The 14,064-nt window shown below is 63.9% G+C and carries 12 protein-coding genes; 9 read left to right on the forward strand and 3 right to left on the reverse strand.

Annotation, left to right across the window (positions count from 1 at the left end):
* The 8 genes from cobO to D8W71_RS15245 all read left to right on the forward strand — a co-directional run bounded on the left by cobO (window position 1) and on the right by D8W71_RS15245 (window position 9,567).
* On the forward strand, window positions 1-621 hold the full coding sequence (cobO, locus tag D8W71_RS15205) for a cob(I)yrinic acid a,c-diamide adenosyltransferase (RefSeq protein ID WP_121114435.1): 621 nt from the start codon (window positions 1-3) through the stop codon (window positions 619-621).
* Entirely contained in the window at window positions 615-2,009 is a 1,395-nt protein-coding gene (locus D8W71_RS15210) for a cobyrinate a,c-diamide synthase (protein ID WP_121114437.1), read from the forward strand. Before cobO ends, D8W71_RS15210 begins: the two co-directional genes overlap by 7 nt.
* Entirely contained in the window at window positions 2,002-2,376 is a 375-nt protein-coding gene (locus D8W71_RS15215; protein WP_201265088.1) for a cobalamin biosynthesis protein, read from the forward strand. Before D8W71_RS15210 ends, D8W71_RS15215 begins: the two co-directional genes overlap by 8 nt.
* Before the next feature lie 6 nt (window positions 2,377-2,382).
* Window positions 2,383-3,255 carry an LLM class F420-dependent oxidoreductase gene (locus tag D8W71_RS15220; RefSeq protein WP_121114439.1) on the forward strand — a complete coding sequence of 291 codons (873 nt, stop codon included), beginning with the start codon at window positions 2,383-2,385 and terminating at the stop codon, window positions 3,253-3,255.
* A 26-nt stretch (window positions 3,256-3,281) separates the two neighbouring features.
* The gene (locus D8W71_RS15225; protein ID WP_121114441.1) at window positions 3,282-4,946 is read left to right on the forward strand and encodes a DUF7800 domain-containing protein; all 1,665 of its coding nucleotides are present in this window, start codon (window positions 3,282-3,284) and stop codon (window positions 4,944-4,946) included.
* Between the two features lie 15 nt (window positions 4,947-4,961).
* Window positions 4,962-6,698, forward strand: coding sequence for an ABC-F family ATP-binding cassette domain-containing protein (locus tag D8W71_RS15230; protein WP_121114443.1), 1,737 nt, complete (start codon window positions 4,962-4,964; stop codon window positions 6,696-6,698).
* Window positions 6,699-6,820: 122 nt separating this feature from the next.
* Window positions 6,821-8,053, forward strand: a complete 1,233-nt coding sequence (gene cobA, locus D8W71_RS15240; RefSeq protein ID WP_121114445.1) for a uroporphyrinogen-III C-methyltransferase — start codon at window positions 6,821-6,823, stop codon at window positions 8,051-8,053.
* An 11-nt stretch (window positions 8,054-8,064) separates the two neighbouring features.
* Complete coding sequence (locus D8W71_RS15245; RefSeq protein ID WP_121114447.1) at window positions 8,065-9,567, forward strand: MFS transporter; 1,503 nt, start codon at window positions 8,065-8,067, stop codon at window positions 9,565-9,567.
* Here D8W71_RS15245 and mgtE read toward each other — a convergent pair.
* The gene (gene mgtE, locus D8W71_RS15250) at window positions 9,564-10,910 is read right to left on the reverse strand and encodes a magnesium transporter (protein WP_121119271.1); all 1,347 of its coding nucleotides are present in this window, start codon (window positions 10,908-10,910) and stop codon (window positions 9,564-9,566) included. The two genes, D8W71_RS15245 and mgtE, sit on opposite strands and share 4 nt — an antisense overlap.
* A gap of 197 nt (window positions 10,911-11,107) precedes the next feature.
* Between mgtE and D8W71_RS15255 the strand changes: the two genes are divergently transcribed.
* Complete coding sequence (locus tag D8W71_RS15255) at window positions 11,108-12,010, forward strand: hypothetical protein (RefSeq protein ID WP_121114449.1); 903 nt, start codon at window positions 11,108-11,110, stop codon at window positions 12,008-12,010.
* 65 nt (window positions 12,011-12,075) lie between these two features.
* Here the strand turns inward: D8W71_RS15255 and D8W71_RS15260 are convergent, their stop codons facing one another.
* Window positions 12,076-13,299: a DUF2786 domain-containing protein gene (locus D8W71_RS15260; protein ID WP_121114451.1), complete on the reverse strand. Its 1,224-nt coding sequence runs from the start codon at window positions 13,297-13,299 to the stop codon at window positions 12,076-12,078.
* Window positions 13,296-14,039 (reverse strand): peroxide stress protein YaaA, encoded by a 744-nt coding sequence (yaaA, locus tag D8W71_RS15265; RefSeq protein WP_121114453.1) that lies wholly within the window; start codon window positions 14,037-14,039, stop codon window positions 13,296-13,298. Before yaaA ends, D8W71_RS15260 begins: the two co-directional genes overlap by 4 nt.
* Window positions 14,040-14,064: the final 25 nt, after the last annotated feature.

A 14,064-nucleotide genomic window follows, 5' to 3' on the forward strand; every position in this document is an offset into this window, starting at 1 on the left:
ATGCCACAGGGAGTGCCACTACCCGGTTCGGTGCCTGCGGACGGTCTGACGACGCGCCAGCGCCGCAATCAGCCTGTTCTCGCGGTCCACACGGGCCCGGGCAAAGGTAAGTCGACAGCCGCATTCGGAATGGCGATGCGCGCGTGGAATCAAGGATTCGACGTCGGGGTGTTCCAGTTCGTCAAGAGTGCCAAATGGAAGGTCGGGGAAGAGGCGACGTTCAGACTGCTCGGCGATTTGCACGACTCGACAGGCGCAGGGGGCTCCGTCGAGTGGCACAAGATGGGCGAAGGCTGGTCGTGGACGAGGAAGAAGGGCTCCGACGTCGACCATGCGGCCGCTGCAGCCGAAGGGTGGTCCGAGATTGCGCGTCGCCTGTCCGAGGAGACGCATCGCTTCTATGTGCTGGACGAGTTCACCTATCCGCTCAAGTGGGGATGGGTCGATGTGGGCGAGGTGGTGGAGGTTCTGAGGAATCGGCCGGGCAACCAACACGTCGTAGTAACCGGTCGCGACGCGCCACAGGCTCTGATCGACGCCGCGGATCTGGTCACGGAGATGAGCAAAGTGAAGCATCCGATGGACGCAGGCCGTAAGGGCCAACGCGGCATAGAATGGTGACCTCCGTCCCGGCCGTCGTGATCGCCGCTCCCTCGTCGGGTAGCGGAAAGACCACGGTGGCAACAGGTTTGATGGGTGCCCTGTGCGCAGCCGGCCGCAGGGTCGCGCCGTTCAAGGTGGGTCCGGACTACATCGATCCCGGATATCACGCTCTCGCAACGGGTCGCCCCGGGCGCAACCTCGACGCGGTGATGGTCGGCCGGGACCGCATCGGGCCGCTCTTTCGGCACGGGAGCGCAGGATGTGATGTCGCAATAGTCGAAGGCGTGATGGGCCTCTTCGACGGCAAGATCGACATGTCCGGCACCGGGGACGCAGCAGCGGAGGGGTCGACGGCTGCGGTGGCATCGATGCTGGGCGCGCCGGTCGTGCTCGTCGTCGATGCACGCGGGCACAGTCAATCTCTAGCCGCTGTGCTGCACGGTTTCTCGACGTTCGATTCGTCGGTGCGTATCGGCGGCGTCATTCTCAACCGGGTCGGCAGCCCTCGGCACGAGGAAGTTCTCCGGCAGGCTTGCGACCGCGTGGGAGTACCCGTTCTCGGGTCGCTTCCCCGCATGACCGAACTCGCCGTACCGTCTCGGCATCTCGGTCTGATCACTGCGCTCGAACACGGTGGACGAGCCCGCGATGCCGTCGATGCCATGGCGGAACTCGTTCGGACTCACGTCGACCTCGGTGCAGTCGAGGCGCTCGCCCGGTCTTCGGTCCACGCAGAGTCCTGGGACGCTGCCGCAGAGGTCGAGGTGCGGTCGTCGTCCTCGCCCGTCGTCGCGATCGCGGGGGGACCGGCATTCACGTTCGGCTACGCCGAGCACACCGAACTGTTGCGCGCATCGGGCGCCGAGGTGATCGTGTTCGATCCGCTGACCGACAGACTGCCCGAACGCGCAGCGGGGGTAGTCATTCCTGGAGGTTTCCCCGAGGAGCACGCCGAGCAACTGGCCTCGAACACAGCACTGTTGGGTGATATCCGCGGAGCTGCTGCGCAGGGGATCGCAATTCACGCCGAGTGTGCGGGTTTGCTGTACCTGTGCCGAACGTTGGACGGTCACGCCATGGCGGGCGTGGTCGACGTCGACGCGCGGTTCGGCAGCACTCTGACGCTCGGCTATCGCGACGCGGTCGCAGTGGAGAGTTCGGTTCTCTTCGAAGCCGGGTGGCGGGTCACCGGTCACGAGTTCCACCGCACCATGTTGGTGGACACAGGGGCAGTGAATCCGAGGCCGGCATGGGGTTGGCGAAACCCCCAGCAGGCCGTTGTCCGCGAGGGGTTCGTGCAGGGTGGCGTCCATGCGTCGTACCTGCACACCCACCCCGCGGGTAGTCCGCAGTCGGTTCGACGCTTCGTGGAAGCGAGCTCGCGATTCTCGTCTGCACATGCCTGAACGGGTCGTGCTCGGACTCGGGATGACGACGACCGCGACCTTGTCGGATTGCTCGGAGGCACTTTCGAGGATTCTCTCGCCGGATTGGGTCGTGCTCGCGGTCTCGACGCTCGGGACGAAGCAGGCCGTGGCCCGCGGCGTCGCCGACCAGCTCGGAGTTCCGCTGCTGGTGTGGTCGGCCGAGGATCTGCGTCGGGTGACGGTTCCTACTCCATCGACGAGGGTGGCCGCCGAAACCGGGACGCCCAGCGTTGCCGAGGCCGCGGCGATCCTCGCCGCAGGCGGAGGTCGGCTGGTTCGGAACAAGGCAGCGTGGCACGGGGTGACCGTCGCGGTTGCTTGCGTCCAAGACTGGAACACGTTCTAATAATGCATGCGCTTCGGGCTCGTTCTGTTCACTTCTGATCGCGGTATCACCCCCGCTGCGGCCGCGGCTGCCGGTGAGAAGTTGGGATTTGCGTCGTTCTACGTTCCCGAGCACACGCACATCCCGGTGAAACGCGAGGCTGCTCATCCCATGACCGGCGACGCCTCACTGCCCGACGATCGGTACGCGAGAACGCTCGACCCGTGGGTATCGCTGTCCATGGCAGCGGCGGTGACGTCGACGATCCGGCTCGGTACCGCCGTGGCGATCCCCGTCGAGCACGACCCGATCACGCTGGCCAAGTCGATTGCCTCGCTCGACCACCTCAGCGGCGGTCGGGTGAACCTCGGTGTCGGATTCGGTTGGAATACCGATGAATTGGCCGACCACGGAGTTCCCTCGGCTCGTCGAAGGACGATGCTGCGGGAGTATCTGGAGGCGATGCGGAGTCTGTGGCGCGACGAGGAGGCGCAGTACGAGGGCGAGTTCGTGAACTTCGGTGCCAGCTGGGCTTGGCCCAAACCCGCTCAGGGTGCAGGCGTTCCCGTTCTCGTCGGCGCGGCGGGAACGGAGAAGAACTTCGCGTGGATCGTCCGGTCGGCAGATGGGTGGATCTCGACTCCCGGCGAAAGCGATATCGAGGCCAGAGTCGTGAAGCTGCAGCAACTCTGGCGAGAAGCAGGCCGAGCCGGAGAACCAGAGATCGTAGTGTTGGACTTCAAGCCGAACGCCGCAAGGCTGGACCGGTGGCGTGAGCTCGGCGTGTCCGAAGTGGTCTACGGGATGCCGGACAAATCCGAGGCCGAGGTGCTCGCGTATCTCGACCGACTGGCGGGGAAGCTGTTCACACCCGCTGTGACCGGCCACAGTAGCGCGTAAGACCCAGGCAGGGCATCGTGTGAACCATGACGTTGTCACCACTGGTTCTCGGTCCGCTCGTGCGCTATGTCGGCGCGCACGACGCAACCTTCTGGTTCGAATTCGACACCCCGGGGACCGTGCGTGTGACCACCGATGCCGGGGTGCACGGTGAGGCTCCGACGTGGGGGATACACGGACATCACTACGCGCTCGTCGCCCTGACGGACCTGCCCGGGAACTCGGCGGTCACCTACGACGTGACCTTCGACGCCCGGGTGGTCTGGCCGGAGGCAGGTAAGACGGCGTCGGTCCACACGGTGGACCGCGACGGGCCGGTCACGTTCGCGTTCGGATCGTGTAGACGCGGAGACAATTACAGCGATGAGTCCCTGCAGAGGATCGGAGCGGACGCGCTGGCGGGGCTAGGCAATAGAATGGCGAATCAGGATCCGGGCGAATGGCCACAGGCGCTGCTGCTCCTCGGCGATCAGGTCTACGCCGACGATCCTTCGCCCGAAATCATCGAGCGTTTGCGTGCACGGAGAGAGTCGGGAGCAGGACCCAAGAGTGCACGAGGGACCGATGCCGAGGACGAGATCTGCGATTTCGAGGAGTATTCGTGGCTCTACCACGAGTCCTGGGGTGCCGAGCCGGTACGCACTCTCCTTGCGAGCGTGCCGTCGTGCATGATTCTCGACGACCACGACCTTCGTGACGACTGGAATTCCTCGGCGTCGTGGCGAGCTGACATCGAGACCCGACCGTGGTGGAAAGACCGTGTCGTCGGTGCGTTCTCGTCGTACTGGGTGTATCAGCACCTCGGCAATCTGTCGCCCAACGAACTTGCGAAGGACGAACTGTACGAGAAGGTACGGTCAGCGCCGTCCGATGCCGACCGGGAGCGGTTGCTCGCCGAATTCTCGCTCCGAGTCGACGAGGTCCCCGACACCGGGCGGTGGAGCTTCTATCGAGATTTCGGGGACACTCGCCTCATCATGATCGATTCGAGGTGCTCGCGGAATCTCGATCCGAAGAACCGAGCGATGGTCGACGACGTCGAATGGGCCTGGGTTCGCGAGCGCGCCCTCGAGTCGTCGCCGCGGCACCTGCTGTTCGGCTCCTCGCTTCCTTACCTGATGTTGCCGGCGCTGCATCACCTGGAGCAGTGGAACGAAGCCGTGGCGCAGGGGAGTTGGGGCAAACTGGCGGGCAAGGTCGGTGAGAAACTTCGAATCGAACTCGACTTGGAACATTGGGCCGCATTCGGAAAGTCGTTCGCCGACATGGCTACTCTCACGCGGGAACTCTCGCGAGGTGATGCTGCGCCCGCCAGCATCATGTGGCTTTCGGGTGACGTTCATTGCTCGTACGTTGCGCGAGCCGAATTCGGTGTAGGCGGTGAGGTGCCCGCCACCTATCAGCTGACCATGTCACCGTTTCGCAATCCGTTGAACCTGCCCATTCGGGCGGTCAATCGACTGGCCATCAAGAAGCCCGTCGCGCGCGGACTCCGCCGACTCGCCAGTGCCGCGAAAGTTGGGCCGTCGGAGGTGACCTGGGATGCAGAGGCTGGGCCGTGGTTCGACAACGGCGTGATGCTCCTGACTACGGAAGGTAATTCGGCCCGCCTACGCGTCGAACATGCCCACGTCGACGAGGCGGGCACTCAGACTCTGACCACCACTGCGAAAATGGCGTTGACACCCTGACATAGATTCGTCTGTGTGGCCCACCTCGAACTGACCGATATCGACTACTTCCTTCCCGACGGTAGGCAGCTTCTCAGCGGGGTCGGATTCCGTGTCGGTGACGGTGCCAAGGCCGCGCTGATCGGGCCGAACGGGACCGGAAAGACGACCCTCACGCGGATCGTCGCGGGCGATATCACTCCCGACGACGGTGCCGTCACACGGTCCGGTCAGCTTGGGGTGATGCGCCAGTTCGTGGGGCAATTACGTGACGATTCGACGGTCCTCGACCTTCTACTGTCGGTGTCCTCACCCGCGGTACGCACTGCCGCGAAGGCTCTCGACGAGGCCGAAAATGCAATGATCGAGGCGGACGACGAAAAGACGCAGCTCGGGTATGCAGCGGCACTGTCGGACTGGGGAGACATCGGCGGATACGACCTCGAACCGTTCTGGGACAAGGTGACGATGTCAGCGCTTGGAATGCCGTTCGACACCGCAAAATGGCGTGCTGCAGCAACGTTGAGCGGTGGTGAACAGAAGCGGGTGGTGCTCGAAGCGCTGTTCGCAGGCACGGACCAACTGCTCCTTCTGGACGAGCCCGACAACTACCTCGACGTCCCCGGAAAGCGTTGGCTGGAGAAGACCATTCGCGAGTCCGACAAATCGGTGCTGTTCATCAGCCACGACCGCGAACTCATTGCCAATGCGGCTACCCGCATCGTGACCCTCGAACCAGGTGCCAGTGGAGCTACGTCCTGGGTGCACGGAGCTGCGTTCGACACCTACTACGACGCACGGTCCGATCGCAACGCTCGCCTGGACGAACTGCGACGTCGATGGGACGAGGAGCGCGTCAAGTTGCGCGCGCTCGTGCTGCGACTTCGCGAGAAGGCGAAGTTCAACGACGGTGTCGCAGCGCGCTATCACGCAGCACAAACCCGTCTCGCGCGATTCGAGGACGTGGGACCGCCCGAGGCCGTACCGCTGACGCAGAACGTGACGGTTCGCCTGCACGGCGGACGCACCGCCAAGCGGGCGCTCGTGTGCACGGAGCTGGAGCTGACCGGTTTGATGAAGCCCTTCGGCACCGAAATCTGGTTCGGCGACCGCGTCGCGGTCCTCGGATCCAACGGTTCGGGGAAATCGCATTTCCTCAGGCTGCTCGCGGGAGGCGGAACCGACCCCGAACGTGAACACCAGCCCGTACAGGAACTCGCGATCGACCCGGTCCCGCATGGCGGCAAGGCGGTATTGGGGGCGCGTGTGCGCCCGGGGTTGTTCGCGCAGACCCATACTCGTCCCGACCTCAACGGTAAGACGCTGCTCGACATTCTTCACCTCGGTAACGAGCACCGGGACGGCATGGGCCGCGAAGCAGCAAGCCGAGCTCTCGATCGTTATGGGCTGTCCTTGTCGGCGGAGCAGGTCTACGACAATCTGTCCGGCGGACAGCAGGCTCGTCTTCAGATCCTCCTGCTCGAACTGTCCGGTGCAACGTTGCTTCTTCTCGACGAGCCCACCGACAACCTGGACCTGCTGTCCGCTGACGCCTTGCAGGACGCGATCGCGGCATTCGAGGGAACCGTCGTCGCGGTCACCCACGACCGTTGGTTCGCGCGCAGTTTCGACCGGTTTCTCGTATTCGGATCGGACGGACAGGTCTACGAATCGGCTGAGCCGGTATGGGACGAAAACCGCGTCAGGCGCGAGCGGAGCGGGCGGAGTGACCCGAAATTGCGCGAGCGGAGCCTGCGGAGTGACCCGAAATAGCACGAGCGGAGCCTGCGGAGTGACCCGAAATAGCGCGAGCGGAGCCTGCGGAGTGACCCGAAATAGCACGAGCGGAGCCTGCGGAGTGACCCGATCTTGCGTGCACGGTAGCGTCTCTACCCGTGCATGCGAACGAATCCGACGCGACAGATTCTCCCTACCTGGTTGGCCTGAATCTGTCCGGCAAACGCGTCGTCGTGTTCGGTGGCGGCACTGTGGCGCAGCGTCGGCTTCCGCTGTTGATTTCCTCGGGTGCGCTCGTACACGTCATCACGCGTGAGGCCACCCCTGCCGTGGAGGGCTGGGTTACCGCAGGTCAGGCGACAATGGAACTGCGCGACTACCGAGACGGTGACGTGGGAGACGCCTGGTATGCCATTGCGTGCACCGACGAGGCCGACACGAACGCCGCAATCGTCGCCGAAGCCGAGCGTTCCCGAATTTTTTGCGTCCGCGCCGACATCGCGCGCGACGGCACCGCGGTCACTCCGGCGTCGGCAGACTACGACGGGCTCACCCTGGGGGTGCTTGCCGGCGGCGAGCACCGACGATCTGCCGCCGTTCGCAATGCCGTCGTCGAGGCCCTGCAATCCGGTGTGATCACCGACTCCGCGCACGCGCCGCACACAGGTGTGGCTCTCGTCGGCGGTGGTCCAGGAGACCCGGATCTCATCACCGTCCGGGGAAGACGACTGTTGGCCTATGCCGATGTCGTCGTCACCGATCGTCTGGCGCCGCCGGAGCTGCTCGCCGAACTCGGCCCGCACGTCGAGGTGATCGACGCATCGAAGATCCCGTACGGTCGCGCGATGGCGCAAGAGGCGATCAACTCTGCGCTGATCGACCGGGCGAAGGCCGGAAAATTCGTCGTGCGACTCAAGGGCGGCGACCCGTACGTGTTCGGACGTGGCTACGAAGAACTCGAAGCGCTCGCCGAGGCCGGCGTGCCGGTGACGGTTGTTCCGGGAATCACGAGTGCTATCTCGGTTCCGTCCGCTGCGGGCGTGCCGGTGACTCATCGCGGCGTGACACACGAGTTCGTCGTCGTGAGCGGGCACGTAGCGCCCGATCATCCGGACTCGCTCGTCGACTGGAGCGCGCTCGCGCGGCTGACCGGCACGATCGTGTTGCTGATGGCGGTGGAACGAATCGACAAGTTCGCGAAGGTCCTCGTCGACGGTGGCCGACCGGCCTCGACGCCGGTGCTGGTCGTCCAGGAGGGGACGCTGCGCACGCAGCGCGAGGTTCGGGCAGATCTGTCCACGGTTGCGCAGAAGGTCAAGGATGAGGGAATCCGTCCACCAGCGATCGTCGTAATCGGAACCGTTGCTGGTTTTTCTGTGGACTCTCGGTAACGTTAACTCCCGTGCCTGATTCCACGCAGCCCACAGCGGCGTCAACCCAGATCGTCTATCCGGTGACGACCAGGGCGTTCGGTCTCGCCATCATCGTTCTCAGCGGATTGCAGCTGATGGTGGTGCTCGACGGCACCGTCGCCAACCTGGCGCTCGCACCTCTGCAGGCCGATCTGGGATTGAGCGACGCTGGGCGCAACTGGGTGCTCACGTCGTACGCGTTGGCATTCGGCGGACTGATGCTGCTCGGGGGCAGGCTGGGCGACGCGTTCGGACGAAAGAAGATGTTCCTCGGCGGGGTAGTGCTGTTCACGGTTGCGTCGCTGCTGTGCGGTCTCGCAGTCAACGAAGCCACGCTGGTAGCTGCACGCGCTCTGCAAGGCGTCGGTGCCGCGGTGGCGTCGCCGACGGCGTTTGCCCTCGTCGCAACGACGTTCGCGCCGGGCCCGGTCAGAAACCAGGCAATCGCGATCTACGCCGCGATGACAGGGGTCGGTTCGATTGCCGGGTTGATCATCGGCGGTGCTTTGACGCAGGTCTCCTGGCGGTGGATCTTCCTCATCAACGTGCCTATTGGCATCGTGATCGTCATTCTGGCGGTGGTGTCGCTGAAGGAAACGGCAGGCGTTCGACTCGCGCTCGACTTTCCCGGAGCGATACTGGGCACCCTCGGATGCACGGGCGTCGTCCTCGCGTTGAGCGAGGGAACCGAACTGGGATGGCTCAGCCCACTGGTCATCGGCTCACTCGTCGCAGGTCTCGTGCTGCTCGGGTTGTTCCTGGTCGTCGAGCGCAGGGCCGAGAATCCGCTGCTCCCGTTCTCGCTGTTCTCCAGCAGAGATCGTGTCGCAACGTTCGTGGCGATTTTCTTCGCGGGCGGTGTGATGTTCTGTCTTGCAGCCTTCGTCGCGCTGTTCGTCCAGGACATTCTGGGATACAGCCCGCTCGCGGCGGGTCTTGCCTTCGTCCCGTTCGCCTTCGGACTCGGGGCAGCGGCATTCATCACATCGCAGCTGGTGGTTCGGATTCAACCCCGCTGGCTGGTCATGGCCGGTGCGGTCATCATGTTCGGTTGGCTGTTGTTCTCGGTCGCGACGATGGACGCGGATTCGTCGTACTTCCCCGGGATTTTCTTCCCGGTCATCGGAATCGGCTTCGGTGTGGGGATGGCGTCGATTCCGCTGCCTCTGTGCGCGATCGCGGGGGTTCCGGCGACCGAGATCGGGCCGTTGACTGCAATTTCACTCGTTGCGCAAACCCTGGGCGGTCCGGTCGCACTGGCAATCGTCGGAGCACTCGTCACCTCGCGCACGCTGTCGCTCGGCGGGACGACGGGGCCGGCGACGTTGATGAACGACACCCAGCTCGACGCCCTGAGTTCGGGATACATGTTCGCGCTGTTCTGCTGCGCAATACTCGCCGTGGTGGCGGGAATCGCGGCCTTCTTCATCAGGTTCACGGCGTCGCAGGTTGCTCAGGCCCAGGCCGCACAAGAAGACGCTCAATCGGCTTAGACGCCGAGAACGAGCTTTGCGATTGCAAAGTAGACGATCAGACCCGTTGCATCGCAGAAGGTCGAGATGAACGGAGTCGAGAACACCGCGGGATCGACGCCGATCCTTTTGGCCAACAGGGGCATAGCGCCGCCGACTGTGGCGGCGAGCGTGCAGATCGCGAGCAACGTCGAGCCGATGACGGTCCCCAGTCGCCAGTCGTAGACGAGACCGGCAATGACGAACCCGAGTGAGCCGAGCATCAGGCCCATCGTCGCGCCCACGCGTACCTCGCGGAACAGAACAGCTGCAATATCGCGCGGGCGTACGTCGCCGACGGCGAGCGCGCGGGTGACGGTGGTCGCAGCCTGAGACCCGGTGTTTCCGCCGGTTCCGGTGAGCAACGGAATGAACAGCGCAAGCGTCACCACCGCGGCGAGTGCATGTTCGAAAATCTCGAGGACCTGAACCGTCAGAATCGCCGACAGCGCCAGCACGAGAAGCCAGACCACTCGCGATCGGACGATAGCCAGCACAGGCGTCGAGAGATACGGCCTGCGCAGGGGCTCGCTTCCACCCGCCCTCGCCGCGTCTTCGTCCTCGGCTTCCTCGATGATGCGCGACGCCTGCTCTATGGTGAGAATTCCGATCAACCGATATTCCGAATCGACTACAACCACTGCGGGACTTCGATTTTCAAGGCACATACGAGCGGCAGCCTCGGCGTCGACGTCGGCGGTGACGACAGGTCTGGTTGTCGCGAGGTCCCCGATGAGGGTCGAAGGATCGGCCATCGCCACATCGGCAAGTGTCGCGACCCCTACCAGGCGTCGGCTCTCGTCGGTGATCGGCAGGAGGTAGACCGATTCGGCGTCGGCCCCCGTTGCCCGGACCCGAGCGAGAGCCTGGGATGCGGTCGTGTCTGCACTGACGCCGATGTACTCCGGGCTCATTCGACGTCCGGTGGATCCCTTCGCATACCCCAGCATGGGAGCGGTCAAGGCGCGTTCGGTTGCCGACAACCCCTGCATCAGGCGGCGAGCGACATTCGACGGCAACTCGTCGACGAGTTCGACTCTGTCGTCGGGATCCAAATCCTCGAACAATGTGATGACGTCGTCGTCACGCAGGCTCTCGAAGAGCTCGCCCCGAACCGACGCGTCGAACTGTTCGAACACCTCCAGGGCTTGGTCTTTGGGGAGCAGTCGATACAGCACGGCACGCTCGGCGGAGTCCGCCCGCCCGAGTATTCGCGCGGCGTCGGCAGGAGACAATCCTGCGACCAGATCGGACATACCAGCCAGATCCTTGTTCTGGAGCAGTTCTGTTGCGCGGGCGATCGTGTCGTCGAGAGTGTGGTGCACGGTTCCCATTGTGCCCTGCGGTTCAGGCTGAGTTTGCCGACGAATTGTTCGTTTGCGCACCATGCCCGGTCGGCAAACGAACAGCTCGTCGGCAAACGAGTGGCACGACCGTACGGGTATTCATCCACAGGGGGCGTGTCCATCCCCAGATTTGCTTCGGGGCCGAATTTGCCTGCGCTTCGGTGGATATTCGAGTCATGCACCCCGACTCCGATGGATTGATGACACGCGCTGCGCTCCTGGCAATGGGATATACGGACACCGACCTGCAACGATTGTGTGCGGCTGAAGAATTGAATCGGATGATGCCGGGAATCTATGTGAAGCGTGAGCTGCTCGATTCCCTGGACGCGCGGCAGAAGCACCGACTCGCGACGATTGCGACGCTGCGGGTAAATGCCGCGGATGCCGTCGCCAGTCATGTGTCGGCTGCCGTTCTGCACGGACTCGACATGTGGGACACACGCCTCGACCGGGTGCATCTTACAATTCCCGGAGGCCACGGCAGAACGAATGCGGGCCTGCACGTTCACACCACGGCGTTGCCCGAAAACCTCGTGACGACGGCGGACGACATTCGAATGACGACGTTGGACCGGACGGTGTGCGATTGCGCGCGCATTCTGGATCTCGATCATGCTGTTGTGCTCGGAGATTCGGCACTGCGGTCGAAAAATGTGTCGATGGACCATCTGCGTGCTGCAGTCGAGGCGTCCGCGCGACTCGGGGGGATCGGAGCCGCAAGGCGGGCGGTGGACAGGATGAACGGGCTCAGTGAGAGCCCGGGTGAGTCGATCAGCAGACTGAGAATGGCGGAGTTCGGTATGCCGGAACCTGTTCTCCAGCAGGTGCTCAGGAGCGGTGAGAGGTTTCTTGCTCGGGTGGACTTCTACTGGAGGCGATGGCGGATTGCGGGCGAGTTCGACGGGATGGGTAAGTACGACGATCGCGCAGTGGTCACGAAGGAGAAGATTCGGGAGGACGACATGCGTGATCACGGCCTCGAGGTGATCCGTTGGGGATGGAAGGATTTGTGGGATTTCGGACGGGTTCGAGACAAATTCGACCGGGCCCGGCTACGGGCGGAGCGGCGGAGGTGAGTCTTCCGACGAATTATTTGTTTGCGCACCAGGTCCGGTTGGCAAATGAATAACCTGTCGGGAAACTAATGCAGTTGGGCCTCATCAGCCGCCGCGTGACCGGACTCCCACCCTTCGGCGTCGAGTCGCGGTCCGCGCATGGTCCGCACGCGAGGAAAGAGCCGGTCGAATTCTTCCTCGACGGCGACGGTTTGTGCAGCGAGCATGGGGAGGAGATCGCCGGACCGTTCGGCTGCCACGTCGAGGGTGTCGGCGTCGGCGTCAGCGAGGCGTTCGCCGATCCGCACGGCGTATGCGAACAGAAACGCCTTGCCGAAGGCAGCCGACGCGGAGCCTTTGCGGCGCTTCGCTTTCGGTGAACGGGACAATGCGCGAGTCGCTTGGATCAGCAGCGACGTGAACAGGATCTCGGTGTTCTCCACGTCGACGGGGGAGCCCACCAGAGTAGCGATGGCGAACTCCGGATCCCAGATGCTCTTGACGCGGTTCACGGTACTGACGGCATGCAGCAACTGCGCTTTCGCGGGCGCATGTGGATTGTCGACGTGCAGGCGCCTCGACTCGACGTCGACGTTGCCCTCGGTGAGCAACAGAGAATCTATCGAATACCGCGTCATCAATTCCTGCGCTTTCGCGGTGAGGGTATCCGCCTCCTCCTCGAAATCTGTGGCATCGGCCTTGGCGAGCAGTCCGCGAATCCTACTGAGCACCTTCGCATTCGGTGATTCGGCCGGCGCGGCAGGACGTGACGAACTCTGCATGCGCCGATTCGGCCACTGGGATGGAAATGGACCGATCTTCGGCCAACGCGGCAGTCGCTGCCATTGTCCGAGCAGCGAGAGGACGGCTGTCCACTGGTCGCTGGCGCCGATGTAGTCCGACTTTCCACTCGCGCTCAGCAGTGCCGCGAGAAAACTGGGCGACGCGTCCACGCGCGATGCTGCCTTCGGATAGGCAGTGCAGATTTCCGACAACTGCTCGATCCAGCTCTCGGGGGCGCGTTCGGCGGCGTTCGTCAAGTCCGATTGGTGCAGGATGGCGGCTGCGGCGAGGGAGGACACCGCGACGGTCGAACCGCGTCGAACGATGTGCAGTAGGTCGAGCGGTTGCCAGCCACCCTCGTACATGGTCTGGATCATGTTGGTCAGGGCGAGCGATCCGAGAGCGAGAGCGTCGTACTCCTCCGACGCAATCAACCGATCCGTGACCTCGTCGACGGTTCGGAGGTCTTTGTCTCGGCCGAACGAGGCGTCCGCGCCTCGGCGCAACAATCCCGGGACCGGGTTCATTCGGTCAGCACGATCAGCTCGGTGGGCGAGGCGACCTCGACACGCAGGCCTGCTTTCGATGCGACGCGTGCCAACGATCTGACGTCTTTCGGTTCGGCCGTGGTGAGTGTCAGAGCTCGGGCGAGCAGACCTTTGTGGTGCTTGTTGAAATGACTGACCACCGATCTGCTGCCGTCCGGCTTTTCGGTCAGCACAGTCGCGGTCACAGCTCCTGGCACCGGGCCGTGCTGCTGATAGGTTCCCGACCGCAGGTCGACGACGAGTCCGTCCGCTTCGGCGGCGAGCGCGTCGCTCAATTCCGGTTTCCAATGTGATCGCAGTGTGCCAAAACCAGGCAAGGTCGAACCACCGGACAACCGATACGACGGGACGGGGTCGTACGCGCGTACCGCGCCGAAGAGAGCAGAGCCGATCCACAGTCGTGCGGCGGCGCGGGCGCGGCCTGCCTTGGTGAACATGCGTGCGTTCAACGCGTCGTAGAGAACTCCCGTGTAGCGATCGAGCGCCGGCGCGGTCGGCGAACTCCACAGGGCGAGGTTCCGCTCGATTTCGCCTGTCTGGGTCGGACCGAGGCCGAGAGCTTTGCTCGAGGCGTCGACGTCGTCGGCGAGTTCGACAAGGGCGTCCGCCAGCTTCTGACGAAGCGGGTTCAACCCCGGCAGCGACAGTTTCTCCAGATCGAGCGGAGATCCCTCGCCGCCGTCTGACTTCGTTTCGGAGGGCGGAAGCAGGATGAGCACGGGGAGCAACGTTACCCACTTGGCG

It is taken from the genome of Rhodococcus sp. P1Y (genome assembly GCF_003641205.1).
Lineage (GTDB): Bacteria > Actinomycetota > Actinomycetes > Mycobacteriales > Mycobacteriaceae > Rhodococcoides.

Coding starts and splice junctions, on each gene's coding strand:
- cobO (WP_121114435.1), top strand. CDS start 1: ATGCCACAGGGAGTGCCACTACCCGGTTCGGTGCCTGCGGACGGTCTG.
- D8W71_RS15210 (WP_121114437.1), top strand. CDS start 615: ATGGTGACCTCCGTCCCGGCCGTCGTGATCGCCGCTCCCTCGTCGGGT.
- D8W71_RS15215 (WP_201265088.1), top strand. CDS start 2,002: ATGCCTGAACGGGTCGTGCTCGGACTCGGGATGACGACGACCGCGACC.
- D8W71_RS15220 (WP_121114439.1), top strand. CDS start 2,383: ATGCGCTTCGGGCTCGTTCTGTTCACTTCTGATCGCGGTATCACCCCC.
- D8W71_RS15225 (WP_121114441.1), top strand. CDS start 3,282: ATGACGTTGTCACCACTGGTTCTCGGTCCGCTCGTGCGCTATGTCGGC.
- D8W71_RS15255 (WP_121114449.1), top strand. CDS start 11,108: ATGCACCCCGACTCCGATGGATTGATGACACGCGCTGCGCTCCTGGCA.
- D8W71_RS15260 (WP_121114451.1), bottom strand. CDS start 13,299: ATGAACCCGGTCCCGGGATTGTTGCGCCGAGGCGCGGACGCCTCGTTC.